The sequence below is a fragment of the Blastomonas sp. AAP25 genome, assembly GCF_001295965.1.
In the GTDB taxonomy this organism is placed as follows: Bacteria; Pseudomonadota; Alphaproteobacteria; order Sphingomonadales; family Sphingomonadaceae; genus Blastomonas; species Blastomonas fulva.
Map to the genome: position 1 here is coordinate 58277 of NZ_LJHP01000001.1, position 26758 is coordinate 85034.

27 protein-coding genes are annotated in these 26758 nt (G+C 62.9%); 12 read left to right on the top strand and 15 right to left on the bottom strand.

All coding sequences use genetic code 11. The features are described 5' to 3' along the window. The first annotated feature begins 4 nt into the window (after positions 1–4). Together IP68_RS00290 and IP68_RS00295 are read left to right on the top strand one after the other, a co-directional pair. On the top strand, positions 5–1033 hold the full coding sequence (locus IP68_RS00290) for a M48 family metallopeptidase (RefSeq protein ID WP_054132965.1): 1029 nt from the start codon (positions 5–7) through the stop codon (positions 1031–1033). 147 nt (positions 1034–1180) lie between these two features. Further along, positions 1181–2077 (top strand): OmpA family protein, encoded by an 897-nt coding sequence (locus tag IP68_RS00295; protein ID WP_054132966.1) that lies wholly within the window; start codon positions 1181–1183, stop codon positions 2075–2077. 106 nt (positions 2078–2183) lie between these two features. Here the strand turns inward: IP68_RS00295 and IP68_RS00300 are convergent, their stop codons facing one another. After that, positions 2184–2792, bottom strand: coding sequence for an HD domain-containing protein (locus IP68_RS00300; protein WP_054132967.1), 609 nt, complete (start codon positions 2790–2792; stop codon positions 2184–2186). 104 nt (positions 2793–2896) lie between these two features. Between IP68_RS00300 and IP68_RS00305 the strand changes: the two genes are divergently transcribed. Genes IP68_RS00305 through IP68_RS00315 form a run of 3 tightly spaced genes read left to right on the top strand, consistent with a single transcriptional unit; the run spans position 2897 to position 5640 of the window. Then, positions 2897–3994, top strand: coding sequence for a sensor histidine kinase (locus tag IP68_RS00305; RefSeq protein ID WP_054132968.1), 1098 nt, complete (start codon positions 2897–2899; stop codon positions 3992–3994). Beyond that, a complete protein-coding gene (locus IP68_RS00310; protein WP_054132969.1) occupies positions 3991–4797 on the top strand; it encodes a LytTR family DNA-binding domain-containing protein in 807 nt (268 codons plus the stop codon). Before IP68_RS00305 ends, IP68_RS00310 begins: the two co-directional genes overlap by 4 nt. Positions 4798–4821: 24 nt before the next feature. Further along, entirely contained in the window at positions 4822–5640 is an 819-nt protein-coding gene (locus IP68_RS00315) for an isocitrate lyase/phosphoenolpyruvate mutase family protein (protein WP_231683581.1), read from the top strand. Positions 5641–5653: 13 nt separating this feature from the next. Here the strand turns inward: IP68_RS00315 and IP68_RS00320 are convergent, their stop codons facing one another. Beyond that, on the bottom strand, positions 5654–6109 hold the full coding sequence (locus IP68_RS00320; protein ID WP_054133226.1) for a nucleoside deaminase: 456 nt from the start codon (positions 6107–6109) through the stop codon (positions 5654–5656). Between the two features lie 150 nt (positions 6110–6259). Between IP68_RS00320 and rpmB the strand changes: the two genes are divergently transcribed. After that, the gene (rpmB, locus tag IP68_RS00325) at positions 6260–6541 is read left to right on the top strand and encodes a 50S ribosomal protein L28 (RefSeq protein WP_054132971.1); all 282 of its coding nucleotides are present in this window, start codon (positions 6260–6262) and stop codon (positions 6539–6541) included. Positions 6542–6543: 2 nt separating this feature from the next. After that, the gene (locus IP68_RS00330) at positions 6544–7011 is read left to right on the top strand and encodes a Rid family hydrolase (protein ID WP_054132972.1); all 468 of its coding nucleotides are present in this window, start codon (positions 6544–6546) and stop codon (positions 7009–7011) included. Here IP68_RS00330 and IP68_RS00335 read toward each other — a convergent pair. Both IP68_RS00335 and IP68_RS00340 read right to left on the bottom strand, forming a co-directional pair. Continuing rightward, entirely contained in the window at positions 6980–7981 is a 1002-nt protein-coding gene (locus tag IP68_RS00335; RefSeq protein WP_054132973.1) for an esterase-like activity of phytase family protein, read from the bottom strand. The genes IP68_RS00330 and IP68_RS00335 overlap by 32 nt on opposite strands. A 58-nt stretch (positions 7982–8039) precedes the next feature. Further along, a complete protein-coding gene (locus IP68_RS00340; protein WP_255352512.1) occupies positions 8040–9914 on the bottom strand; it encodes an ABC transporter transmembrane domain-containing protein in 1875 nt (624 codons plus the stop codon). A gap of 273 nt (positions 9915–10187) precedes the next feature. Between IP68_RS00340 and IP68_RS00345 the strand changes: the two genes are divergently transcribed. Continuing rightward, positions 10188–11408, top strand: coding sequence for a polyhydroxyalkanoate depolymerase (locus IP68_RS00345; protein WP_054132974.1), 1221 nt, complete (start codon positions 10188–10190; stop codon positions 11406–11408). Between the two features lie 69 nt (positions 11409–11477). Next, the gene (locus IP68_RS00350; RefSeq protein WP_054132975.1) at positions 11478–12449 is read left to right on the top strand and encodes a dipeptide epimerase; all 972 of its coding nucleotides are present in this window, start codon (positions 11478–11480) and stop codon (positions 12447–12449) included. 63 nt (positions 12450–12512) lie between these two features. Here IP68_RS00350 and IP68_RS00355 read toward each other — a convergent pair whose 3' ends face one another. From IP68_RS00355 to IP68_RS20010, 6 genes are all read right to left on the bottom strand, one after another. After that, positions 12513–13013: a pyridoxamine 5'-phosphate oxidase family protein gene (locus IP68_RS00355; protein ID WP_054132976.1), complete on the bottom strand. Its 501-nt coding sequence runs from the start codon at positions 13011–13013 to the stop codon at positions 12513–12515. 144 nt (positions 13014–13157) lie between these two features. Next, complete coding sequence (locus IP68_RS00360; RefSeq protein WP_054132977.1) at positions 13158–14333, bottom strand: acetyl-CoA C-acyltransferase; 1176 nt, start codon at positions 14331–14333, stop codon at positions 13158–13160. A gap of 51 nt (positions 14334–14384) precedes the next feature. After that, the gene (locus tag IP68_RS00365) at positions 14385–14843 is read right to left on the bottom strand and encodes a MaoC family dehydratase (RefSeq protein WP_054132978.1); all 459 of its coding nucleotides are present in this window, start codon (positions 14841–14843) and stop codon (positions 14385–14387) included. A 191-nt stretch (positions 14844–15034) separates the two neighbouring features. Next, entirely contained in the window at positions 15035–16210 is a 1176-nt protein-coding gene (locus IP68_RS00370) for a mechanosensitive ion channel family protein (protein ID WP_054132979.1), read from the bottom strand. A 27-nt stretch (positions 16211–16237) separates the two neighbouring features. Then, positions 16238–17599, bottom strand: a complete 1362-nt coding sequence (locus IP68_RS00375) for a putative O-glycosylation ligase, exosortase A system-associated (RefSeq protein WP_054132980.1) — start codon at positions 17597–17599, stop codon at positions 16238–16240. Continuing rightward, positions 17592–17765 (bottom strand): hypothetical protein, encoded by a 174-nt coding sequence (locus IP68_RS20010; protein WP_156317878.1) that lies wholly within the window; start codon positions 17763–17765, stop codon positions 17592–17594. The genes IP68_RS00375 and IP68_RS20010 overlap by 8 nt, the downstream gene beginning before the upstream one ends. A gap of 122 nt (positions 17766–17887) precedes the next feature. Between IP68_RS20010 and IP68_RS00380 the strand changes: the two genes are divergently transcribed. Both IP68_RS00380 and IP68_RS00385 read left to right on the top strand, forming a co-directional pair. Further along, entirely contained in the window at positions 17888–19135 is a 1248-nt protein-coding gene (locus IP68_RS00380) for a TIGR04063 family PEP-CTERM/XrtA system glycosyltransferase (protein WP_054132981.1), read from the top strand. A 28-nt stretch (positions 19136–19163) separates the two neighbouring features. Beyond that, on the top strand, positions 19164–20486 hold the full coding sequence (locus IP68_RS00385) for a hypothetical protein (RefSeq protein WP_054132982.1): 1323 nt from the start codon (positions 19164–19166) through the stop codon (positions 20484–20486). A gap of 82 nt (positions 20487–20568) precedes the next feature. Here IP68_RS00385 and IP68_RS00390 read toward each other — a convergent pair whose 3' ends face one another. From IP68_RS00390 to IP68_RS00405, 4 genes are all read right to left on the bottom strand, one after another. Further along, entirely contained in the window at positions 20569–21009 is a 441-nt protein-coding gene (locus tag IP68_RS00390) for a biopolymer transporter ExbD (RefSeq protein WP_054132983.1), read from the bottom strand. Between the two features lie 55 nt (positions 21010–21064). Then, positions 21065–21595, bottom strand: coding sequence for a biopolymer transporter ExbD (locus IP68_RS00395; RefSeq protein WP_054132984.1), 531 nt, complete (start codon positions 21593–21595; stop codon positions 21065–21067). 187 nt (positions 21596–21782) lie between these two features. Next, complete coding sequence (locus IP68_RS00400) at positions 21783–22553, bottom strand: MotA/TolQ/ExbB proton channel family protein (RefSeq protein ID WP_054132985.1); 771 nt, start codon at positions 22551–22553, stop codon at positions 21783–21785. Between the two features lie 97 nt (positions 22554–22650). Next, positions 22651–23313, bottom strand: coding sequence for an energy transducer TonB (locus tag IP68_RS00405; RefSeq protein WP_054132986.1), 663 nt, complete (start codon positions 23311–23313; stop codon positions 22651–22653). Between the two features lie 308 nt (positions 23314–23621). On the opposite strand from IP68_RS00405, the gene IP68_RS00410 reads away from it, so the two are divergent. Continuing rightward, entirely contained in the window at positions 23622–24452 is an 831-nt protein-coding gene (locus IP68_RS00410) for a hypothetical protein (protein ID WP_231683584.1), read from the top strand. A gap of 33 nt (positions 24453–24485) precedes the next feature. On the opposite strand, the gene IP68_RS00415 is transcribed toward IP68_RS00410, so the two are convergent. Then, complete coding sequence (locus IP68_RS00415; protein WP_054132987.1) at positions 24486–26552, bottom strand: S9 family peptidase; 2067 nt, start codon at positions 26550–26552, stop codon at positions 24486–24488. Between the last annotated feature and the right edge of the window lie 206 nt (positions 26553–26758).

Consider the following 26758-nt stretch of genomic DNA (forward strand, 5'->3'; position numbering starts at 1 on the left):
CGGCATGCGTGCCATCCGGCACATTGTCTGCTGTCTGGCGCTGGGAGGCGCGCTGCCGAGCGGCGCTGCGCCAGCGTTCGCCGAGGCCCCTGACAGCGCCATCGCGGCATTCGACGCGCTCAGGGCATCGGACACCCGCGTCCTGAGCGTTGGCACACGGCTCGCCCGCGCCAATGCGCCGTTCTGCCGTTCGCGCGAAAATGCGATCGGCATGACGCTGCACCATATCGGGCAATACCCAGATGCTGCTGCGGCAAGAGCCTCATTCGGCTTTGCCCGCGATTATGCCGTGCTCGCATTGGTCGCAGATGGCCCGGCAGCGCAGGCGGGAATCCGGCCCGACGACGCGATCGTCGCGCTCAACGGGGTGGCCTTTGCCCCTGCCCCGGCCGCGCTTGGCACCATCGATCAGCCCGCAGCCTATCGTCCGATCGCCTGGGCAGATGCGCAAATTCGCTCAGCGCTGGACACCGGCCCGATCACGCTGACCCTGATCCGCGATGGCCGGACCTTCGATGTCGCGGTCACCGGAACGCCTGCCTGCCGCAGCCGTTTCGAGCTCCGCCCCAGCGGCGAATATGGCGCGTCGGCCGATGGCGATATCGTCGGTATCACCGTTCCGATGCTGGACTTCATGCTCGATGATGACGAACTCGCCGCGATCCTTGCGCACGAGATGGCGCACAATCTGCTCGAGCACCGCCGCAGGCTCAACGCGGCGGGCGTCCAGCGCGGACTGTTGCAGCAGTTCGGCCGCAACGCCCGGCTGACGCTGGCGACCGAGATCGAAGCCGACCGCCTGTCGATCTGGCTGATGGCCAATGCGGGCTACGACCCAGCCGGCGCGGTCCGCTTCTGGACGCGCTATGGCCGGCAACGCGGCAAGGGCATCTTTTCCGCGCCGACGCACTATCGCTGGAAGAAGCGTGTCGGGCTGTTCGAGGAAGAGATGGCCAAGCTGACCGGGGCCGCCAGAGACCCGCGAGGCTGGCTTCCGCCGCTACTGGCCGAGCCGCTCGCTCCGCTCGACTGATACCCGCCGGCAACGCGCGCTTTCTCATCTCGCCGCGCCTGCCCTTTCGGCTCGCCGCACAATGGCAGCGAGGCGGGAACACTTCATCCGCTCAGCAGTCTCCGGGACACACGGACGAAATCCCCCCCATGTTGAAGGAGTAATTCCATGCGTTTCCTTGCCACCACTCCCGGCATAACGATGGCGCTGGCCCTGCTGGCCGCCACCGCCTCTACCACGAGCTTCGCGCAGCAGTCCGGACCCTTGCAGGCTGATGTCGCAGGCGAAGGCGAACAGCTGCCGGATCCCGCCACCATGACCGAGGGGCCCGACATCAAGGGCGTGCTCACCGCGCGCCAGGGTGACCGGATCCAGGTCGAGGCGGCAGACGGCACCCGCACCGTGCTGGTGGTCAACGAGACGACCCAGGTTCGCGCCTCTGGCGGCCTGTTCGGTGCGAGCCGCACCAAGCTCGACACTGGCGCATTGCTCAACGGCCTGCCGCTGACGATCAAGACGCTGCAATCGGGTGAAACGCTGCTTGCCAGCCAGATCACCTTCAAGAACACCGACTTCAAGACCGCATCGATGATCCGTACCGGCACGTCGCAGCAATTTGCCGAGCAGAGCGCAGCGACCGAAGCGCTGCGCGGACGCATGGGCGATATCGACCAGTACAACGTCAAGGCGACGACCAATGTCTATTTCGACACCGCGCAGGCCAAGCTGAGCGAACAGGCCAAGGCCGAGCTCTGCTCCGCTGCGGGTTCGGCAGAGCAGATGGACAACGCGCTGATGCTGGTGGTCGGCTATACCGATGCGGATGGTGATGAGGACTTCAACCAGCAGCTCAGCGAAAAGCGCGCGGCCAGCGTCATCAACTATCTCCAGCAGGTCTGCAAGTGGAAGCCCTATCGCATGCTCACGCCCGCGGGCATGGCCGAGGCCGATCCGGTTGCAGACAACATGACCGATGAAGGCAAGGCGCAGAACCGCCGCGTCGCCGTGAACATTCTGGTCAGCAAGGCCGTGGACGGCCTCTATGCGGACAACTCGCGTCGCTGAGACTGGCTTCGCGTTGAAGAACGATTCGGGGGTATCGCTTGGCCGTTGGCCGGCGATACTCCCGCATCTTGTCTTGGCCCCTTCGGTGGAGCGGGCGTTCTCTTGGTCAGGCTTGTTCGACAACCTTGGCGTACATCGAGTTGATCGGCCGGGCCATCACGCGGCGCAGCATCGGCTCGAAGAATTCGAGCGGCTCGCTGTCATAATCCGGATCGAATGCGGCCTGGTCGTATTTCTCACAGAAATGCGCGCAGGCATCGAAATACGGGGAAGACCGGAACATGTCGCGCGTGTTGCGGTCGCCGCCGATGTAATGGAAGTAATAATAGCCCTGGAAGGCGCCGTGATTGGCGCAGATCCAGTGGACTTCCTCCGACACGAATGGCTTGATGATAGCGGCGGCAACATCTGGGTGGTTATAGCTTCCCAACGTATCGCCGATGTCGTGCAGCAGCGCCATCACCACATAGGCTTCGTCGCGCCCGTCGCGATGGGCGCGGGTCGCGGTCTGCAGGCTGTGCTGGAGCCGGTCGATGGGAAATCCGCCGAAATCGCCGTCGAGCAACCGAAGATGCGCCAGCACGCGATCGGGCAGGCCATGCGCGAACTCGCGATACTGCCCTGCGATGATCGCCCAGTCATCCTGCGTACCATTGGTCATGGCGGTGAACTTGGCGCGGTGCTCAGGCGCCAGGGTGTCGATGGTGTCGCTCATGCGCGCGGATCCTCTCGTTATCGTTGACACAAAGCGTATCGCAGCGGGGCCGATGATCCAAAAAATTCTGTGGCAACGGCACAAATCGGGCTAAGCCTCGTTGCATGGCGATGCTGCCCTTCAAGCCGACACCGTTCTTTGCCAACAAGAACCGGGCCTTCTGGAACCTGCAGACCTTGGGTTGGGCAGGCGCATTGGCGCTGCGTGGCATATCGGGGCTCGCCAACGGCCAGCCTATCTCGTTCCTGGTGCCGATCATCATCGCCACCATCACCGGCTATTCGATATCGTTGGTGATGGGGGTGATCTACCAGACGCTGATCGACCGCAAGCCACTGGTCACCTGGGGCGTCACGCTGATCGTGCTGCTGGCGGGATCGGCGCTCTATGCCTTTGTCGATGCGTGGGTGGCGACCTTGTATCGCCCCGGCAGCGACAGCAATTTCACCGCGATCCTGCTGGGCGCGTTCTATCTAGACCTCACGCTGCTGGGGGCTTGGTCGGCGTTGTATTACGCGATCAACTTCTTCCTGCGGATCGAGGAGCAGCAGGACCAGATGCTGCGGCTGGAAAACCAGGCAACCAGCGCGCAGCTGGCGATGCTGCGCTATCAGCTCAACCCCCACTTCCTGTTCAATACGCTCAACAGCATTTCCACGCTGGTGCTGCTCAAACAGACCGAGCCCGCCAATGCGATGCTCTCGCGGCTCTCGTCGTTCCTGCGTTACACGCTGGCGAACGAGCCCACTGCGCGGGTGACGCTGGCGCAGGAGGTCGAGACGCTCAAGCTGTATCTCGACATCGAGAAGATGCGCTTTGAAGAGCGCCTCCGCGCGCATTTCGAGATCGAGCCCAACGCCGCGAATGCGCTGCTGCCGTCGCTGCTCTTGCAACCTTTGGTCGAGAACGCCATAAAATATGCGGTGACGCCAAAGGAAGACGGCGCCGATATCACAATCTCGGCGCAACTCATCGGACCCCTGCTGCGTATCACCGTAACCGACACAGGGCCCGGATTGAAGAAGCAAGGCACGACGGCCAATGCATCAACCGGGGTCGGGCTGGCGAATATCAGGGACAGACTGTCCCAGGCATATGAAGACAATCACCGGTTTGAGACACGATCATCACCCGGGGGCGGCTATAGCGTGATTATCGAAATTCCGTTTGAAACACGCGAACAAAGGCAATTACAGGCATGACCATCCGCACCATCCTGATCGATGACGAGAAACTCGCCATTCAGGGAATGCAGCTCCGGCTGGAAAAGTTTGAAGACATCGAAATCATCGACACCTGCCTCAACGGGCGCGAGGCGATCCGCAAGATCAAGACGTTGAAGCCCGATCTGGTGTTTCTGGACATCCAGATGCCCGGCTTTGACGGCTTCTCGGTGGTCAAGGGCATCATGGACATCGAGCCGCCTTTGGTGGTGTTCTGCACCGCCTATTCCGAACATGCGGTCAAGGCGTTCGAAGCTCAGGCTGTCGACTATCTGCTCAAGCCCGTCGACGATGTGCGGCTGGCCGATGCTATAGACCGCATCCGCGAGCGCATCCGCGACAAGAAGGGCCGTGAAGAAGCCGACAAGCTGATGAACGTGCTCAACGAGGTCGCGCCCGACGCTGTCGAAGCGCTCGACCTAGGCGAAGACGACGAGGCAGCTGCCTCGAACCGCTATGAGAAGCTGATCAACATCAAGGACCGCGGCCAGATCTTCCGCGTCGATGTCGACACCATCGAGCGGATCGATGCCGCAGGCGATTACATGTGCATCTACACCGGCGACAATTCGCTGATCTTGCGCGAGACGATGAAGGATCTGGAAAAGCGGCTTGACCCACGCAACTTCCAGCGCGTTCACCGTTCGACCATCGTCAATCTGGGGCTGGTCCGTCAGGTCAAGCCGCACACCAACGGCGAATGCTTCCTGGTGCTCGAATCGGGCGCTCAGGTGAAGGTGTCGCGCAGCTATCGTGATGTTGTCGCGCGGTTCGTGCACTGACATGCTTTGATCGCATGAAACTGGATGTCGGCTCCGGGTAACGGAGCTAATGTGCGGGCAAGGAGAAACACCATGCCCGCACAAGCTGCCAAGGCTTCACACTTTCACGATCTTCACAGGGGCGATACCCCGCTGGTGCTGGTAAACATCTGGGATCCGGGCAGCGCTGCGACCGTGATATCGCAAGGAGCACCAGCGCTGGCCACGGGCAGCGCGTCCGTTGCAAGTGCGATGGGCTTCGGTGATGGCGAAGCGGTGCCACTGCCGCTGGTGCTCGACAACGCTCGCAGGATCGCTTCCTCGACTGACCTTCCGGTGACGCTCGATTTCGAAGGGGGATATGCTACCGACACTGCAACGCTGGCCGAAAACATCCGCAACGTCATCGCAACCGGGGTTGTTGGCATCAACTTCGAAGATCAAGTGATCGGTGGCAGTGGACTTCATGCCATCGACGACCATGTAGCACGCATCGCCGCCATTCGCGAGATCGCGGAGGCGGAAGGGGTGGATCTGTTCATCAACGCTCGAACGGATGTGTGGCTGGACGCCGGCAAGGCGGTGATACTGCCCGCTGAGCGCCTTCGCGAAGCAATCACACGTGGACTGGCCTTTGCTGCAGCGGGTGCAAACGGATTTTTCGTTCCCGGACTGACCGACGCCGAACAGATTGCCGAATTGTGCGAGGCGGTGCCCCTGCCGATCAACGCGATGCACTTCGAAGGCATGCCTTCGATGGCCGATCTGGCACTGGCAGGTGTCCGCCGCATCAGCTTCGGACCCGGACCGTATTCGTGCGCGATGGCGGCTCTGGCCAGGCAGGCGCAGGCAGCCTACCACTGATCGGCAACGTTTCTTATCGGCGCTCGGCAAAAAACGCCTTGAGCAGCGCTGCCGCATCTTCTGCGCCAACCCCAGCATAGACCTCGGGCTTGTGCAGCACGGTAGGCTGCTGGAACAGCCGCGGGCCATGCTCCACCGCCCCGCCCTTGGGATCGCTCGCAGCATAATGCAGCCTTGCGATCCGGGCGTGGGCAATGGCCCCCGCGCACATCGCGCAGGGCTCAAGCGTCACCCACAGATCGCATCCCGTAAGCCGGTCGGTTCCGAGCGCAGCGCACGCGGCACGGATGGCCATGATCTCGGCATGCGCGGTGGGATCGTTGAGCGCGCGGGGCTGATTGTGGCCCTGGCCGACCACCCTGCCCTGATGAACGACGATGGCGCCGACGGGCACTTCGCCCAATGCCGACGCCTGACGGGCCAGTTCCAGCGCCTGCTCGGCAAATTTTCGGGCATTGTCCAGCGTCATATCGCGCCAACTACCGCCAACGCTGTTGCCCTGCCAGCGGTTTTCGCGCATAGCGATGGCTTCGACGGCTGGCAAAGGTTGACTTGGACTTCGTCTGACGCTAACCGCCCGTCCTTCATAAACACAACGTTTCATCAGGATTCTTACACCATGTCGCGGATTTGCGAACTGACCGGCAAGGGCCGGATGGTGGGTCACAATGTGTCCCACGCCAACAACAAGACCAAGCGCGTTTTTCTGCCCAATCTGCAGAACGTCACGCTGATGAGCGAAAAGCTGGATCGCAGCTTCAAGCTTCGCGTATCGACCGCAGGTCTGCGTTCGGTGGAGCATGTCGGCGGCCTCGACAACTGGCTGCTGAAGACCAGCGAAGAAAAGCTCTCGGCTCGCGCTGCCAAGATCAAGCGCGAACTGCACAAGGCAGCGGCCTGACCATGGCCCGCCAGCGCGCCTTGCTGATTGCAGGCGCGCTGGCCCTTTCGGTTGTGTCGCATCCCGCCCTCGCGGGGTCGCGCACGACCGCAGAAGTGCTTTATTCCGAAAATGCAGAAGAACGCGCCTTTCAGGAGAGCGCGGGTTTCAGCGATGCGGTCATCCTGCGAGATGGCACCATCTATCTGTCCGGCATCGTGGTTGGCCCCGATGCCGATGAGGCAGCCTTCAACGCTGCCTATCGCCGGATCAGCGGCATCCTGATCCGCGCAGGCTCAAGCTGGGAGGACGTCATCGATGTCACCAGCTATCACACCGATATCGACAAGCAGATCGGGCCGATGTCCGAGGTGCAGAAGCAGTATCTGGCACCGCCCTTCCCGGCATGGACCGCCATCCAGGTGAGCCGCCTCTATCTCCCCGAAGGCAAGACCGAGATCAAGATCGTGGCGAAACGCTCGCCTCGCTGAACTCGAATTTCAGCAGCAGGCTTCGCTGCACGCTCAGATAATTGTCATCCGCCACCAGCCAGACGATGGTCCGGCCGCGATCGCGATCCACCGCGATCCCTTCCATGTTGTCGACCGGAAACGGCGGCTGCAGGGTCGCGATGACCTTGGGCGTCACAAGCACTCCCGGCGCAATCGCGTCCGCCGCGATGATGCCGATCTTGGCGCTGACTCCGCTGATATAATTGAAGCGGCGATGCAGCGCGAGCAGCCGTCCATCGGGCAGCGCTGCGATATCGGTGATCCGGTATCCTTCCGGAGCGCGATAAGCGAACGCCCTCGCCTGCGCGCCGGGCTCTGCGGGATCGGTCGCGTAGATAAGTCCCACCGTCACCCCCGGGCGCACCGAGCGCGACTCGGAGAACACCAGGAAGCTGCCATCCGCGCGCCGCAGCAGCGCCTCCGCCCCGCCGTTCTTGGGCCAACCGATCATGGCCTTGGGCCTGCCGGTCACCTCTGCCCGCGCGAACGCTGGCGAATAGCGGCGGATGCGGTGGCGCTGTTCGAAGCCAATCCAGAACCGCCCGGACACCGGATCATGCGCCATGCTTTCGGAATCCTGGTCGACCTTGGTGCTTCGCTCGCCCTTGCGCACCGGCAACGGCGCGATGAAGCTGTCGTGGGTCACCGCGCTGTCGCGAATGGTGAAGCCTGCGAGGATGGCGGCATCGCTCAGCGCCAGCAGCCGGCCATCGCCCATTGCGTGCAGCGCCGAGAACCCGCCGAATTCGCTGTTCTCGCTTTCGAGCTCCCACCCGTCCACCAGAATCAGCGGGCCGTTGCCCAGCCTGTGGGGCAGCTTAGGCAAGTCCAGCGGCCGCTTCAGGGTGATCTGCTGGCTGGTGTTGGGCGGAACCGGGGAATCGGCGACGAACGCGCCAGTGCCCAGAAAGAACAGCAGCGACAGCACCGCAAGCGCGCGGCGCATCATGGCGCGTGCATCCGGAGCGAGCGACTGGACAACGGGACTGAAAGGTCGATCACGGCGATCACTCCGCCGCCAGTGGCCCTTCGGTGAACTGCAGGCTGGAAAGCCGCGCGTACAGCCCGCTGCGCGCCGACAGTTCGTCATGCGTGCCCTGCTCGACGATCGCCCCGTCGCTCATCACGATGATGCGGTCAGCCGAGCGGATCGTCGCCAGCCGGTGCGCGATCACCAATGTGGTACGGCCCTGCATCAGCCGTTCGAGCGCATTCTGGACCAATTTTTCGCTCTCGGCATCGAGCGCGGATGTCGCCTCGTCGAGCAGCAGGATCGGCGCGTTGCGCAGCAGCGCACGCGCGATCGAGATGCGCTGGCGCTGGCCGCCCGAAAGCCTCGCGCCGCCCTCGCCCAGATAGCTGTCGAGGCCCTCGGGCAGCTTGCGCAGGAATTCCTCGGCATTGGCGGCGCGGGCCGCGTCCCAGATCTGCTCGTCGGTCGCGGTCCAATTGCCATAGCGCAGATTGTCGCGCGCGCTGGCCGCGAAGAGCACGCTGTCCTGCGGGACGAACGCCATGCGCTGGCGGATCGCTTCGGGATCGGCCGAAGGCAAGGCAACGCCGTCTATCCGGACGGACCCCGCCTGCGGATCGTAGAAGCGCTGCGCGAGCTGGAACAAGGTGGACTTGCCCGCGCCCGAAGGCCCGACGATCGCCACGGTCTCGCCCGGCGACACCTGAAGCGAGAAATCCCTGAGCGCCAGCGTCTCGGGCCGGGTGGGGTAGGCAAAGCTGACGTTCTGGAAGCTGATCTGGCCGCGCGGCGGCACGGGCAGCACGATGGGGCTCGCAGGCGCGCGAATTTCGGGCTGTTCGTTGAGCAGCTCGTTCAATCGTCCGGCAGCCCCCCCTGCGCGCAGGAGATCGCCATAGACCTCGGTCAGCGCCCCGAAAGCGCCGGCGACCAGCCCGCCGGTCAGCACGAACGCTGCGATATCGCCGCCCGACAGGCGTCCCTCGATGACATCGACCGCGCCCTGCCACATGATCATGGTGATCGCACCGAAGATCAGCGTGATCACGACCGCGGTCAGGCTGGCGCGCAGCGTGATACGGCGGCGGGCGGTGGCAAAGGTGGTTTCCACCGCGTCGCCGAAGCGCGCGGCCTCGCGGTCTTCCTGCCCGAAGGCCTGGACGATCTTCATCGCCGCGAGCACCTCGGTGATCGTCGCGCCGACATTGGCCACGCGGTCCTGGCTCGAGCGGGCGACCTTCTCAAGCTTGCGGCCGATAAACACGATTGGCAGCACGATGACCGGAATGCCGAGCAGCAGCATGCCCGTGAGCTTGGGGGCCAGCGAAAACAGATAGGCGATCCCGCCGATTCCGACGACCAGGTTGCGCAGCGCCACCGAGACGGTCGTGCCGACGACCTGTTCGACGATCGCGGTGTCCGAGGTCATGCGCGAGGCGATTTCGGACGGGCGGTTGGTTTCGAAGAAGCTGGGCGCCAGCCTCAGCAGGTTGCGCTGCACCGCCAGCCGGATGTCGGCGACCACGCGTTCACCCAGCCATGACACGAAATAGAAGCGCAGTGCCGTCGACATGCCCAGCACAACGGTGATCATGAACAGATAGCGGAACCAGCGGCCGATATCCTCGGCGCTGCCGCCAGCATCGAATCCGCGGTCAATGACCATCTTGAACCCGGCCGGGATGGCGAGAGTCGCACCCGCTGCCACCGCCAGCGCCAGCATGGCACACGCGATCTGCCGGGGATAAGCCGATGCAAAGCGCATGATCATCGCCAGATTGCCCAGCTGGCGCGGATTTCCCCGCTTGCCCTTGGCGGGAGCGGCATCATCGGCAACAGCCGGAACAGATGCGCTTGCTTGATCGGGTACAGCCACTTGCGAGGCCGGTGAAATATGTGTTTCCGCCATGACAGAGCGCCTAGCAGGCCTGCCTTCCCCACTCAACGATTTTGGGTGACGCCTGGCATCGCCGCAGCCCTGGCTGAGGCGCCGAATTTACACGCGGCCAAGTCGCTGTAACCGATGCGTTAACCGGTCTGTGCAAGACTTCACCCAGGCAACCCGAAGGCCGGGTCACGCGTAAATGGCTTGTATTTTTATTGGTGCAGCGCAACATTGCTAGGCGAGAGGCCTCCGGACAGAGCCGCACCAAGCGGACACGGGGGTTTGCAGGGGAATTACATGCTTTACCACGCTTATGAACTTCAACGCTCGTTCCTATCGAGCGCGAGCGCGATCGCGACCATGGGCGCGAACATGCTCAACAGCCCGCTCAATCCGATGACCTTTTTCGGCGGACAGCCGATCATGGCCTCAGCGCTCGAAGTATTCGCGCACGCGTCTGCGCCTTACGGCAAGCCGGGTTTCGGTATCACCAGCATCGATATCGACGGTGCCCCAAGCGCGGTGCAGGAAGACGTCGTGCTCGAACGCCCGTTCGGCGATCTGCTGCGCTTCCGCCATGAAAAGCTGCCCAAGGATGCACCGCGGCTTCTGATCGTCGCGCCGATGTCGGGCCATTATGCCACGCTGCTGCGCGGCACCGTGGCGCGGATGATCCCCAAGCACGAGGTCTACATCACCGACTGGGCAGATGCGCGTGACGTACCGCTCAAGGAAGGCCGGTTCGATCTCGACGACTATATCGACTATCTGGTCGGATTCCTCGAGCATATCGGCCCCGGCGCGCATATGCTCGCTGTGTGCCAGCCTTCGGTGCCCAGCTTTGCCGCTGCCGCGCTGATGTCGGCCGACAAGCACCCGTGCCGCCCCAGGACGCTGACGATGATGGGCGGACCGATCGACACGCGCGAAGCGCCAACCGCGGTCAACACCATGGCGACCCAGCGCCCGCTGGCCTGGTTCGAGCACAATGTCATCGCCAAGGTGCCGTTCCAGTACAAAGGCGCAGGGCGCAAGGTCTATCCCGGCTTCATGCAGCTCACCGGCTTCATGTCGATGAACCTGGGCAACCACATGATGAGCCACTGGGAGATGTACAAGCATCTGGTGGCGGGCGATGGCGAGAGTGCCGATGCCGCCAAGGACTTCTATGACGAGTACCGTTCGGTCTGCGACATGACCGCCGAATTCTATCTGCAGACGGTGGAGAACGTGTTCCAGACGCACAGCCTGCCCAAGGGCGAGTTCATGCATCGGGGCAAGCGCATCGATCCCGGCGCGATCACCGACGTAGCCATGCTGGCAATCGAAGGCGAGCGCGACGACATCAGCGGGCTGGGTCAGACGCGTGCCGCGCTGACGCTCGCACCCAAGCTGCCCAAGGCCAAGAAGAAGTACCTGATGGCCGAAAGCGTCGGCCATTATGGCATCTTCAATGGCAGCAAATGGCGCGAGCGGATCGCGCCGGTGGTCGAGGACTGGATCGCCGCGCACAACTGATCGCAAGTCGGGGGCGGTGACAGGCGTTTGTGCCTTGCCGCCCCTGCCCTTGCCGCCTATCGGGCGCGCATGATCACTCTCAAGACCGTTCGCGTGGAGCATTTCGCCGTTGCCGGCAGCTTCATCATCAGCCGGGGCGCCAAGACCGCGGTCGATGTCGTCTACTGCGAGGTGACCGACGGCACCCATGTCGGCCGCGGCGAAGGTACCCCGATCTATTACGAGGGCGAGACTGCCGAGCTGTGTGCCGAAGCGATCGAGACGCGCGGCCGCCAGAACCGCCCGCTCACCCGCGAAGACCTGCTCAAGACCATGATGGAAGGCGCGGCGCGCAACGCGCTGGATGCTGCGTTGTGGGATCTGGAGGTGCGCGCGACGGGAACGCCGCTGTGGCTGCTGGCGGGCCTCCCCGAACCAAAGCCGCTGGTCACCGCCTACACCATTTCACTCAACGATCCCGAAACGATGAAGATCGATGCCGCCAAGGCCGCGGCGCAGGGATATCCGCTGCTCAAGCTCAAGCTCAACGGCGAGGATGATTTGTTGCGGGTTGCCGCCGTCCGCATCGGCGCGCCGGACGCGCGCCTGATCATCGATGCCAACGAGGCATGGGGCGATGTCAATCTCGAGCAAATGACCGCGGCGCTGAAGAAGCTCGGCGTGGAACTGATCGAGCAACCGGTCGAGGCCGGGCTGGAAGAGGTGCTTGATGGCAGGGTTTCGTCGCTGCCCTTCTGCGCCGACGAAAGCTGTCATGTCGCAGAAGACATCGAACGGGTTGCCGGCCTGTTTCAGGCGGTCAACATCAAGCTGGACAAGGCGGGCGGGCTCACCGAGGCGCTGCGGCTCAGCGAGACTGCCAAGGCCCGAGGGCTCAAGACGATGGTGGGCTGCATGCTGTCCACCAGCCTGGGGATCCATCCGGCGTTCCACCTCGCGCAGACCGCAGACTGGGTCGATCTCGACGGACCGGCGCTGCTGGCGCAAGACCGTGACGGCGGCTTTACCTTTGCCGGCGGCACGATTGGCCTGCCCAGCTGAACGCACAGCCGCCCGCCCGGTTATCCCGGACGAGCGGCTGCGAATGGGATCAGAACAAAACCGTCAGAGCGCGGTTTCGACATGCTTGCCCTGGACATCCTGCGACTTCATCGTCCCGCCGAACATCATCTTGAGCTTGCCCATCAGCGACAGATCGGCCTGCCAGATTTCGATATTGGCTGGGTCGAAACGCAGCATCACCAGATCGGGATCGGACTTGCCCTGCGCGTACCAGGCTTCGACGGTGTTCGACCAGAACTTGTCGATAATGGCCGGGTTGTTGTCGATCGTCAGCATGCCCGAGATGCACGCGAACAGCTTGTGGCCTTCGCCGACATACTGCGCCATCGCGTCGTTGGTCGAGGTCAGGCCTTCGACCAGGCGGCTGGAGCGCGAGCCGTAGAACCAGATCGGGCCGTGGCGGCCATCGAACTGCGCGGTCATCGGCATCGAGTGTGCCACCTGCGCGGGCAGGCCAAGCATCAGGAACGGGCTGCTTTCAAGCGCGCTCCAAAAGGCGTCGAGCGCTTCTGACGTATCGGACTGGGTTGCGGGATCGGACATGGGGAAAGCTCCTGTAGGTTGTACTGGGGGTTACGACTGGAGCTGAATCCCGTTCCAGCATGCGCGCCCAACCGACCCAACAAAAACCCCGCCCCGGCGTTGAGGCCGAGGCGGGGTCGAATTGTTGCGAACATCGCGTTGAGGTCAGAAGACCTCGAACAGACCGGCAGCGCCCATGCCGCCGCCCACGCACATCGTCACCACGACATACTTCGCACCGCGACGCTTGCCTTCGATCAGCGCGTGGCCGGTGCAGCGGGCGCCGGTCATGCCATACGGGTGGCCGATCGAGATCGAGCCGCCGTTGACGTTGAGCAACTCGTCGGGGATGCCCAGCACGTCCTGGCAGTACAGCACCTGTACCGCGAACGCCTCGTTCAGCTCCCAAAGGCCGATATCGTCCATCTTGAGGCCAAAGCGCTTGAGCAGCTGCGGCACCGCGAACACGGGGCCAATGCCCATCTCATCGGGCTCCGTACCGGCAGCAGCCATGCCGACATAGCGGCCCAAGGGCTGCAGGCCCTTCTGCTCGGCAATCTTGGATTCCATGATCACGCACGACGATGCGCCGTCCGACAGCTGGCTGGCATTGCCCGCGGTGATGTTCATGCCCGGACCCATGACCGGCTGCAGACCCTTCAAGCCCTCGAGCGTGGTGTCGGCGCGATTGCCTTCGTCCTTGGTCACTTCGACATCGGTCATCGTGACCTCGCCGGTTTCCTTGTTCTTGAACGCCATCTTCGCCTTTACGGGGATGATTTCGTCATCGAACTTGCCGGCAGCCTGCGCGGCAGCAGTGCGCATCTGCGAGCGATAGGCATATTCGTCCTGGCGATCGCGGCTGATGTTGTAGCGCTTGGCGACGGTCTCTGCGGTCTGCAGCATCGGCATGTACACGTCGTTGTGCATCGCCAGCAATTCCGGATCGGGCGCGACGCGCATTTCGGGGGTCTGCACCATCGAGATGGATTCGACGCCGCCAGCAACAACGATGTCCATGCGATCAACGATGATCTGCTTGGCCGCGGTAGCAATCGACATCACGCCCGACGAGCACTGACGGTCGATCGACATGCCGGCAACGGTGACGGGCAGGCCCGCACGCAGCGCGGCAGTGCGGCCGATGGTGTGCTGCACACCCTGCTGAAGCGCAGCGCCATAAACGACATCGTCGACTTCGCCGCCTTCGATGCCGGCGCGCTCGACGGCGGCGCGGATCGAATGCGCGGCCAGCGTCGGCGACGGGGTGGCGTTGAACCCGCCGCGATAGGCCTTGCCGATCGGCGTACGGGCGGTGGAAACGATAACTGCATCACGCATGGATATTCTCCCTTCTCTGGCGGTGGGCGATGGTCGCCTGCCGCCGATCAATCACACAAAAAACTGGCTGATCCACTCGGCCATCACGGCGGGCTTGTCCTCGCCTTCGATCTCGACGGTGAATTCGAGCGTCTGCTGCCACTGGCCGGGGCGCTTTTCCTCCAGCTCGAGCAGCTTGAAATGGCCGCGGACCTTCTTGCCCGAGCGCACCGGTGCCAGGAAGCGAACCTTGTTGCCGCCATAGTTGACGCCCATCTTAACGCCCTCGACGCGGGGGCAATCGGACTTGGCCATCAGCACCGGGAACAGCGACAGGGTGAGAAAACCGTGCGCGATCGTGCCGCCGAACGGCGTCATCTTGGCCATCTCCTCGTTCACGTGAATGAACTGGTGGTCGCCGGTGGCATCGGCAAACTTGTTGATCATCTCTTGGTCAACCAGCAGCCATTCGGATGTACCCAGGGTCTCTCCGACCTTGCCCTGCATTTCCTGCGCAGAAATTGCGTTCATATTTGCTCTCCTGTCGATGGTCCGGCGATTGCCCTGACGGCAAGCTGCCAGATGGAACTGGCGTCTTTTGGCGCTTTTCCGGGGCCGACACAAGGGCTGAGCGCACGCCGCTACGGCATCGGCATTGCGCACCGCGCTTTACGCGAACGGAAACGTCACAACAGCCAGCGACTCGGTCGCCGGCAAGCGCCCTAGCGGTGGTCTTCCGCCGCGAGCGAATAACCGCCCTCGGGATAGGGCAGCACGAATCGGCCATCGGGCGCAGCGGTGAAGCTGGTCTGGGTCGGATAGGCGAATTCGAGCCCTTCGGCGTTGAATCGCTCAAGAATCGAAAGCCCGATGCGATGGCGCGCTTCGAACACCACCTCGAAATCGCTGCTCATCACGTCGAAATCGAGCTCGAAATCGATCGAGCTCGCGCCGAAGCCGACAAAGCCGCAGCGGACAAACACGCCGCTGCCCTGCTCCACGATCTCGCGCAGCATGGCCGGGACCAGCCGGGCGCGGTCGGGCGGAGTCTGGTACACCAGCCCGATCATGTAGCGCGTGCGGCGGCGGTTGAGCCGGGTGTAGTTGATGATCTGCTTGGACAGCAGATTGGTGTTCGAGATAATGATCTCTTCCCCCGTCACCGAGCGTAGCCGCGCGCTCTTGAGGCCGATTTTCTCTACCGTAGCGGTGGTGGTGTCGAACCCGATCGTCTCCCCGCGCTTGAACGGCTTGTCGAAGATGATCGACAGCGCGGCGAACAGATCCGAAAAGATTCCCTGCGCGGCCAGACCGATGGCGATACCACCGATACCCAGACCGGCGATCAGGCCGGTGACGTTGACGCCCAGATTGTCGAGCACCATGATCGAGGCGATCGCAAACAGCACCACCGTCACCAGCAGGCGGATCAGCGACATGGCGTTAGCGAGCGTTTCGCTGCCGGCATCGTCGCTGACCGTCGCGCGGCGTTCGATCATTCCCAGGATGATCTCACGCGCCCAGATGGCGACCTGGAATACCGAGGCCACCGTGAACAGGAATCTGACCACCTGGACGATACCGGCAGGCGCTTCGGAAAAGCCGACGACCAGCCGCGCCGAGACCATGATCAGGAAATACTGCTTGGTCTTCGACAATGTCCGCGCGACGATGGCTGCGACCGATAATCTGTCGTCCTGACGCTCGGCATAGATCCGCGCGTGTCGCTGCAGAAAGGCCAGTGCCAGATAGATGGCGGTGCCGACACCTGCGGCGATCGCGATCTCGACGGAATGGGCGCTGATCCAGGCCCAAAGTCCATTGAGTTTCTGCTCGACTTCAGCAGCGGAAAGCGGTTCAGGCAGGACGGGCCCTGGCTCGGCGGTCGGTTTGGTCATCCGCGCCAGTTAGGCAGCCAAAGCTCTTCATGCAACCCATGCAGCGGCTTTGCTGTCGGCCAGGGGACGAAAGGCGGCTTCCTTGCGACGGCGCGCGGTATAGGTGTCCAGCCCGATCTGCAGCGCGATCAGCATGTAGATGAACGGCTGGAAAGCGATCCCCACGAACAGCGAGCCCACCATGTAGATGATCTGCCCGTTCTGTAGCGCCAAAGCGAGCGGGGCCACCCACGCCTCGTCGGGCCGGTTGCGCTTGCGGTGCAGGCGCTGCACGACCTCCATCCGCCAGATGCCCCCCAGATGGATGATCAGCCACATCGCAAGCCCGGGAAAGCCCTGCTCGCCCAGCATCTCGAAATAGCTCGAATGATAGGCGCGGCCGGAATCGGTGACCTCGTTCTTCTCGATCTGGGTGTTGGGGCCATCCCCCTTGGCAGCGATGGTGTCGAACTTGACTTTGTTCTGCAGATACGCCTCGAAACCACCGCCCATGGGGTTGGATTTCACGTAGTTCCACGTCCACGCCCACACCGCCACGCGCGTCGATGCGGACTGGTCGGCCTGATATTCGCCGATCGTCGCCATGCGGTTGCTGTAGCTTTGCGGCAGGAACGGAATGGCCATCACCGCCGCTGCCGCCAGTAGCCCCGCATAGAGGAAGCGATGCCGCACGAAGCGCAGCAGCAGGACTGCCAGCACGCCGATGCACACCAGGCCGGTGCGCGCCTGTGTCCCCACCGGGATCAGCAGGCAGGCGAAGATCAGCGCATAGGAAAACCCCTTGACCCGCCAGTCGGGCGGAAACACCGTTCCGTACCTGGCCAGCCACAGGATCAGCGGAATGATGCAGATCGCCACGGTCGAGATGATAGAGCCTTCATACAGCCCGCTGTTGTCGTCGATCAGCAGCCGCATCACGCCATAGCCGCCGCCCCCGGATGCCAGTGTCTTGATCCCGCCCGTGATGATGATCGAGCTGGCACACACCACCATCATCAGCGCCAGCGATTCGATCCGCAGCTTGGTGCGCAGCGTGAGCGGCAGGAACATCGCAAACACCAGAGCCTTCCACACCCAGCCCCATTTGCCTTCCGCCTCGATCGGGAAATCGGCGACGCTGGTGGTATAGGCGCAATAGGCGAACAGCAGCGCCATCACGCCTTGGCGGAACGAGACGCGCATGTCCTTCTTGTCGTCGGCGATCATCCAGCCAAGAAACGCGAGCCCGAACACGATCAGCGACACCGGCACCGCGTTGAGCATCCAGTAGCTCAGCCGCTGCGGCGCGACGATATCGACATAGGCATAGGCGAGCACGAAGATGAACGGGCGTTTGAACCCGAGTGCCAGAAACGCCACGAGAAATCCGACAAAGGCAAGATCACGCATCGGCATCGCCCTTGCGCGCGGTGGGCTGGCTGCGGCTGAAGAAGCCGCTGGACGATTCGTCCTTTGCCGGGGGGTCTTCCTTGTCGAGGTCCGCGCGCCACACAAGGCGCCACGCCGCGAGAGCGACAAGCAGGTGAGAGACCGCAATGGCAAAATTATCGACCATTCAAATCGGTCCCGTCGCCGCTGTTGCGCAGGCGACTATGCACCGGGCGCATCCAAGTCTAAAGCCATAACCGCAATGGGTTGACGCGGCGTTAAACCTTTTGCGCCATAGGTTTGGCGGCCATGACCCGGATACTCCACATCCTCGACCACAGCCTGCCGCTGCACAGCGGCTATGCTTTTCGCACCCGTGCCATCCTCAAGGCGCAGCAACGCCTGGGGCTGGAGGTGCGCGGCGTCACCAGTGTGCGCCACCAGGCCTCGCTGCCCAAGGATGCCGTGGTCGACGCGGTCGAGGTGCATGACGGGCTGACCTTCCACCGCACGATGGAGAGCATATCGGGACCGCCAGGGTTGCGCGAATGGCGCGATATCGCCGCGCTTGCCCGCGCGACCGAGGCGACCTGCGCGATCTGGAAGCCCGACATCCTGCACGCGCATTCGCCTGCACTCGACGGGCTCGCCGCTTTGCGGGTCGGGCGCAAGCTCGGTCTTCCTGTGCTGTACGAAATCCGCGCCTTCTGGGAGGATGCCGCCGTGGGCAACGGCACCGGCAGTCCGGGGTCTGCGAAATACTGGCTGACGCGGCAGATGGAGAACCGGGCGGTGGCCGGCGCGGATGCGGTGGCGGTGATCTGCGAGGGCCTGCACACCGACCTGATCGGCCGCGGCTTTCCCGCATCCAAGATCATGGTATCGCCCAACGGCGTCGACATGGAGATGTTCGGCAACCCCGTCCCTGCCGATCCGGAGCGCGCAAAGGCGCTGGGGCTGGCGGGCAAGACCGTGATCGGCTTTATCGGCAGCTACTATCCGTACGAGGGGCTGGATGATCTGATCGCGGCGATGCCGCTGCTGCTGGAACGCAATCCCGATATCCGGCTGCTGCTTGTGGGCGGCGGCCCGGCAGAAGCGGCGCTGCAGGCACAGGCAGCCGCGTCGCCCGCGGCGCATGCGATCTGCTTTGCCGGGCGCGTGCCGCATCACGATGTCGAGCAGTATTACAGCCTTATCGATATTCTGGTCTATCCACGCAAGGCCATGCGCCTCACCGAAACGGTCACCCCGCTCAAGCCGCTCGAAGCGATGGCGCAGGGGCGGCTGGTGGCAGCGTCCAATGTCGGGGGTCATCGCGAGCTGATCACCGATGGCGTAACCGGAACGCTGTTCGCTGCCGACGATCCGGCAGCCATCGCGCGGTCGCTCGCCGATCTGGTCGCAGCGCGCGACGGCTGGGATGCCCGGCGCGAGGCCGCGCGGGCCTTTGTCGCCGAGGAGCGCAACTGGGCACGCAACGTTGAGCGTTATCAACCCGTTTACCAACGCATGCTAGACCGCCAGGCGGGCGGACGCGTGTACAACGCCGCCTGACCAGGGCGCAGTGACAGGTTTAACGACGATGGCCGAAACGCGAGACGAAGAGACAGGAGAAGCGGAGGGAACGGCAGCTGCCGTGCCTGTGCGCTATCCTGCCGCGATCGCGGTCGGCGGCGGACTGGCAGCAGCCGTGGGCAGCAGCTTCATTCCGATGAATGCGATCGAGGGCTTTGTCAGCGCCTATGGCATTGCCGAACTTTTGCCCGCTGCTGCGCCGCCCCTGGGCAATACCGCCCGGCTGGCGCTGAGCACCGGAATAGGAACTTTGACCGCAGGAGCGCTGCTCGCGCTGCTGCCGCGCGGGGAGACCGACATTATGGGTTTTGAAACTGCCGTGAAGAGCGATCCGGCGCAGTCCGGGTCATCCGAAGATGCGGCTGCATCGGCCAGCCGCTCGGGCACATCCCGCCTCGCCGGATGGCTGCGGACCCTGCGCTTTGGCAAGAGCGAAGCGGCAGAGGACGAGGTTTCCGATTTCGCGGACTTGAAGCGCCTGCGGATCCGCAATGCCGACCAGCATCCCGATGCGCCAGTGCGCGCGCCGATCATGGCCAGCAGCGATCTCGACGCCGAGGTCGCGAGCGAACCCGACTTGGCGTCGCCAGCGGCCGCCAGCGCACAGTCGGCTGAGAGCAATCCCGAACCAATGCCGCTCGACCTCGACGCCAGCATGGCGTTTGCACCCCCGGCATCTGCCGAGCCCGCTCCGGCAGAACCAGCGCCTGCACCTTCTTTCCGTTTTGCGCCTGCTCTGGCAGAGCCGGAAGTGGAAGAAGACGGGCAGGACCCCTGGGAGGCTGTGGCCCCTGAGCCGGTGCAGCCAGAGGACCAGCAGGCCGAGATACACGCCGAACACGTTCACCAGCATGCCGCCGAACCGGCGACCGCTGACTATGAAAAACTCGGAATCGCCGAACTGCTCGACCGGCTCGAGCGGGGCCTGGGCAAGCGCCGCGACACCGCGATGGCATCGGTCGTGCCTGCAGGACGCGTCATTGCGCTCACCACGGCAGCGAACCCGATCAACGGCATCGAACCCGTAGTGGCGAGCGATGCAGACCCACGCTTCGGCATCCGCCGCGGTGCGGGGATCACCGAAGACGCTATCGAACCGCTAGCCAACGAAGCTTTTGCCGATGCCACAGCGGCTCCAAGCGACTGGAGCGATGCTGTTGCCGAGCCAGCCGCAGAGGCGCCTGGGGACATCGCATCCGAGATCGACGCCGACCATGGCGATCCGGAAACGGATGCTCAGGAAGCAGCGGTCGATGACGACATGGATGCAGCTTTGCGCGATGCGCTTGCAACGCTGCGCCAGCTTTCGGACCGGCAGCGCAACATCTGACAGCATCCCAGCGGGACACAAAAAGAGGGCGGCGTATCGCTACGCCGCCCTCTTTTTTGTAACCATCAAAGGCGTTGGCGAATTACTTGCCAGGTGCCTTCTGGAACGAACCGTACTGCTCGTTGCCGACGAAGCCGAGCTTCGTGACGCCGCTGCGCTTGATCACCACGAGAACCTCGTCGACGATCTGATAGCGTGCGCGTGCATCGGGCTGGAACTGCAGTTCAGGCTCAGGATCCATGTTGCGGGTCTGAGCAAGAATGCCAGCAAGCTGCGCCTGCGATACCGGCGTACCATTCCACGAAATGGTGTCGTTGGTATCGACGATCAGCTTGTTCTTGACCGGCTCGACAACCACGTCCTGCGGCGGGCTGTCCTGCGGCAGGTCGATCTTTACCGCATGGGTCTGAACCGGGATGGTGATGATGAACATGATGAGGAGAACGAGCATGACGTCGATCAACGGCGTCGTGTTCATTTCCATCATCGGCTCGCCATCATCGCTGCCGCCACTCATTGCCATATCAAGCTACTCCCAAATTTCTGTAGTGGAGGCCGTCATCGCGTGACGGCCTCTATCAAACTGCCGTCAGGTCGATCGGCGAAGAGATGAAGCCGACCTTGGCAAACCCGGCACGCTGCATCGTGAAGATCGCGCCGCCAATGCACCTGTAGGGAGCATTGATGTCGCCGCGGATGTGGACTTCGGGAAGATCTTCTTCCTCCAGGTTTTCGACGCCACCAGCAGCTTCGATGATCGATTCAAGCCGCTTGACCGCAATTTCCTGCAGTTCGACATTGTCGACCGGAGTGACGTTCACATAGACCCGGCATTCGCCGTTCGGGCTTGCACCTGCAAAGCCATCGTCGCCGGGGCTCAGGCCGCTGGCGTCGGTGGTCGTCACGGACAGAAGGATGTTTTCTGCCTTGGTTTCGGTCGGCTCGAATTCGATAACCGGAATGGTCAGGTCGTCCACGGTCTGGATAACCACCGGAATCGCGATCAGGAAGATGATGAGAAGCACCAGCATGACGTCCACAAGCGGCGTCGTGTTGATGTCAGACATCGGCTTTTCCTTGCCGCCGTCGCCTCCAACGCTCATTGCCATCGCAATAAATCCTATTCTCTACTTACCGAGCCATGTGGCCGCGGATTGGTTTTGCGCTATCGCGCAGCAGTCTTGAGCATGTCGGCATCGGAAAGCCCAGTGCAGCCATGAAGACCCGCCTTGGGTGCCGACACCATCAGCCGGCGGAAGCCCTGTTAAGGCCTGCCGCCGGCGTGATGAACGTCTCTTACTTCTTGATCGGTGCAGCAGCGACCGGAGCAGCAGGCTTGCCAGCAGGAACCTGCTTGCCAGGTGCTGCGGGGATCACTGCGCCATTCGATGCCATGTAGCCGAGCACGTCGGTCGAGAAGGCGCTGAGCTGCGCTGCGATCTGCTTGTTGCGAGCCTGCAGCCAGTTGTAGGCAAGCACGGCGGGAACCGCAACGCCCAGACCCAGTGCGGTCATGATCAGTGCTTCACCAACCGGACCTGCAACCTGGTCGATCGATGCCGAACCCGAGATGCCGATCTTGATCAGTGCGCGGTAGATACCGATAACGGTACCGAACAGACCGATGAACGGCGAGGTCGCACCCACGGTTGCCAGGAACGGCAGGCCGCCTGCGAGCTTGGCGTTGATCGCTGCTTCCGAGCGACCCAGCGACCCATGCAGCCAGTCATGGGCTTCGACGGGATCGGTCAGCTTGGCATGCTCTTCCTGAGCCTTGATGCCGTCGTCGACGATCTGGCGATACGCCGTGTTCTTCTCGAGCTTGGCGGCACCTTCCTTGATGCTGCCGGCACGCCAGAACGTGTCACGGACTTTCTGGCCCTGCGATAGGACCTTCTGCTGTTCGAACAGCTTGGTGAACAGGATGAAGAACGAACCGAACGACATGATACCCAGAATGCCGACGGTCGCATAAGCGATGACACCGCCCTGTTCGAGTGCTTCCATAAAACCGAAAGCGTTTTTCGGCGCCTCGGCTCCAGCCGCAGCAAGCATTTCAATCAACATCAAAACTTCCTCTCAGAAAATGTATAGAGCGCCGTTACAAAACCGGTGCGTCTAAAAACCAAAACCCAATCCGCCACAGCGGCATCCAGTCCAAAGATTACTTCGGGATTTCCCAGCGAACCGCGTTCGAATAGGTGTCCGAAATCGCATTGCCTGCCGCGTCGAGAGCGGGCTTGAAGCGCGCCCTGCGAGTGACATTCTTGCAGGTCGCCTCGTCAAGATCGGCATGGCCGCTTGAACCGGTGATCTGGCAATCCGTGACACGTCCATCGGGGCCGATCGAAACGCGGAACCGGGTGGTCCCTGCACGCTCTTCACGCAGTGCCCGTGCCGGATAGTCGTTCGGCGTAGCCCAGCTGCCCGGGTTACCACGAGGTGACGCACCCGAAGCCTTCGAAGGCGCCGGCGGCGGAGCCGGCGGTGCAGGCGGCGGAGCAACAATCGGCGTCGGATTGAAGATCGGCGGCGGTGTGTTGGTGGTGGTTATGGTCGGCGCCGAAGTCGGCGGAGTACGCACGATCGGCGGTGGGGTTACCACTGGCGGCGGCGTAATCGGCTGGTCCGGCGGCGGTGGTGGCGGCTCTTCAGGCTCGATCACCTCTTCTTCAACGTCGACGACGTTAAGCTTTTCCGCGACCGATTTGACCGCGCTATATGCAAGTCCCGTCACCAGGGCGTAGATCACAACGATGTGAATCAGCGCCACGACAACGAGGGAAACTATCTTGTTTCCGCTTGCCTGTTGATCAGCATAGGCCATTCAGAAACGACGCTCCTTACCCTTATTAAACCTGTCCCCCGGGTAGCGCCTATCATTCAATACGCGACGCCCGGACAAACCAGCCGATGACCGCGGCTGGTGCTTGAAACGCATGAATTGCGGATTGCAACCGATCTGGCCGCCCCGCTGTTCCACCGCTTTTCAGCCTCTGGTTTGTTTTTCTCTTGCCCGAAAGGGGATTTAACGCGCAACTTATCAGCAGGCAATCGCTTAAATGGATTCAGTTTGAATTAACCTTTGAGCCGCGAAAGCCGTCCCTTCCCCCATCCACGCCAGGAGATTGATCGATGCCCCGCGCCCTGACCTGCCTTGCGGTCGCAACAGCGCTTGCAACCGCGGTTTCCCCGGCAATTCCCTTGCATGCGCAAGGTTTTCAGGCGCCCCCCGCGCTGGACTATGTTGCGCTGGCTCGCCTCGCCGACACCGCGCCGGTCGTGCTGAAGGTGCAGGTCAAGAAGGCCACCTTGGTGGAAGCCGCAAGGGCGCCGGACGTTCCCGTCAGCATGGCAAGGCTGTTTGTGGAGGCGCAGGTAATGAATCTCATTCGCGGAAAAGCGGGCGTTTCCGAATCGATTCGCTACCTGGTGGATATTCCGCGTGACGCGCGCGGAAAGGTGCCCAAGCTCAAAAAGGCGCAGTTCCTGCTTTTCGCAAGGCCCGGCACCCGCCCGGGCGAGGTGCAGCTCGTCGCAAAGGACGCGCAGGTCCCCTGGACTCCCGCTGCCGATCAGCAGGTGCGCACGATCGTCACCGAACTGGTCGCGCCCGGCGCGCCACCGGCCATTCGTGGCATCCGCGAGGCTTTGCACGTGCGCGGCAATCTGCAGGGAGAAGGCGAAACCCAGATTTTCCTGGCGACGTCGACCGGTGACCCGGTGTCGATCACGGTGCTGCGCCGTCCCGGCCTTGCCGCGCGTTGGGCGGTATCGCTGACCGAAATCGTCGATGAGGCCGCCGCGCCGCCGCGCAAGGGCACGCTGCTGTGGTACCGTCTCGCCTGCTCGCTGCCCGCGCAGGTCCCTTCCCGCGCGCTGGTGTCCGATACGCCTGCCGACAATGATCTGGCGCGGCGCGACTACAACTTCGTGCTCGAACAGCTGGGGCCGTGCAGGGGATGATCCCCTGCACGGCCGGCCAGAGCGCTGCGCCGGTTACTTCCCCGCCATCCCCATCTGCCAGAGCAGGAAGGCGAATTCCTCGGCGGTTTCCTTGAGCGAATCGAACCGCCCGGACTTGCCGCCATGGCCAGCGCCCATGTTGGTCTTAAGCAGCAACACATTATCGTCTGTCTTGGTGACACGCAGCTTGGCGACCCATTTGGCCGGCTCCCAATAGGTCACGCGCGGATCGTTGAGACCTGCGGTCACCAGCATCGGCGGATAGGCATGCGCGCCGACATTGTCATAGGGGCTGTACGAGCGCAGCAGATCGAACGCGACCTTGTCGGTGATCGGGTTGCCCCATTCCGGCCATTCGCCCGGAGTCAGCGGCAAGGTCTCGTCGAGCATGGTGTTGAGCACGTCGACGAACGGCACATGCGCCACCACCGCGCCCCAGAGTTCAGGGTCCGAATTGACAATCGCCCCCATCAGTTCGCCCCCGGCGGAGCCACCGCTGGCGGTGACCTTGCCCTTTGCAGTATAGTCGCGCTCGATCAGGCCCTTGGCGACATCGACAAAGTCGTTGAACGTGTTGGTACGCTTGGTCAGCTTGCCGTCCAGATACCACTGGCGCCCCAGATCGTCGCCGCCGCGGATGTGCGCGATGGCGTAGGCAAATCCGCGATCCACCATGCTCAACCGGGTGACCGAGAAGCTCGGCGGGATCGCGTAGCCATAGGCGCCATAGGCATAGAGGTGCAGCGGCGCGGTGCCGTCCTGCTTGAAGTCCTTGCGGGTGATGATCGACACCGGGACCTGAGTGCCGTCGCGCGCGGCGATCATGACCCGTTCGGTCTTGTAGTCGGCGGCGTTGTAGCCCGAAGGCACTTCCTGCACCTTGAGCACCGTCAGCTTCCCGGTGGCGACATCATAGTCATACACCGTGTCGGGCGTGACCATCGATTCATAGGCGAGCCGCAGCACCTTCATGTCCCATTCGGGATTGTCGCCGAGCGAGGCGGCATAGCTCGCCTCGGGAAATGTGATCGGCGCAGTCTTCGACGGGTCGGCATAATCGCGGATCTCGATCTGATCGAGCCCGTTGCGCCGCCCTTCGATGACATAGAAGTCCTTGAAGGCGGTCATGTCGGTCATGTAGAATTCGTCCGATCCTTCGATCAGCGTGGTCCACGCGCCGGGCGCCTCGATCCGCGCGGTGGCGAGGCGGAAATTGATGTGGCCGTCATTGGTGTGGATGAACAGCGTGCCGTCACGCTCCTCCACCGCATATTCGACACCCTTCTGGCGCGGACGGATCAGGATCGGCTCTGCCTGCGGATCGGCCGCGGGCACCAGCCGCACCTCGCTGGTCTCGTTGTCGCCGGTGGCGATGACGATGTACTTCTCCGACGAGGTCATGCCGATATCGACGCGAAAGCCCTCATCGGCTTCCTTGTAGAGCTCTACATCGCTCTCGGTTGGGGTCCCCAGCAGGTGCAGCCGGGCATTGTCGGTCCGCCAGTTCTCGTTGGCGAGGCCATAGAGCAGCGCTCCCGAATCCGCCCGCCAGATCAGCGACGACAGCGTGCCGGGGATGATGTCGGGAAGGTCCTTGCCGGTTGTCAGATCCTTGATCCGCGCCTCGAACCGTTCGGAGCCGTCATCGTCGATCGCATAGGCCAGCAGCCGACCATCAGGGCTGACCGAGAACGCGCCGAGGCGAAAATACTCGGCATCCTTAGCCAGTTCGGTTTCGTCGAGCAGCAGCACCTTGTCGCCGCCCGCCACCGGCTTGCGATACCATTTCTTGTACTGCGCGCCCTTGTCGTATTCGACCCAGTACAGCCAGTCGCCGTCCTTCTGCGGAACCGAGGAGTCATCCTCCTTGATCCGGCCCTTCATCTCCTGGAACAGCGTTTCGACCAAAGGCTCGAGCGGCTTCATCTGCGCTTCGAACCAGCCGTTCTCAGCGTTCAGATAGGCAATCACATCGGCATCGTCGACCTTGGGATAGCCCTCGTCCTTTAGCCAGTGCCACGGGTCCTGGATGGTCACGCCATGGCGTTCGAAGCTGTAGGGCCGCTGCTCGGCGATCGGCGGCTGGGTGGGTTGAGACATGGATGCCCTTTCATTGGCATGAGCGGCAGAAGACAAGGGGATTGCAAACCCCTCGACCGCGCCGATGGCAGCGCAGAGCAAGACAGGTGAAATTCGCAGGCGAAGCGACATGGCAGACCACCTTCCTGTTGCACCTCGGTCCGGGACAGACTGGCGCTGGACGCAGTTCATCTCTATCTTGCTGGCCAACCGCTTTTGCAAGGAGT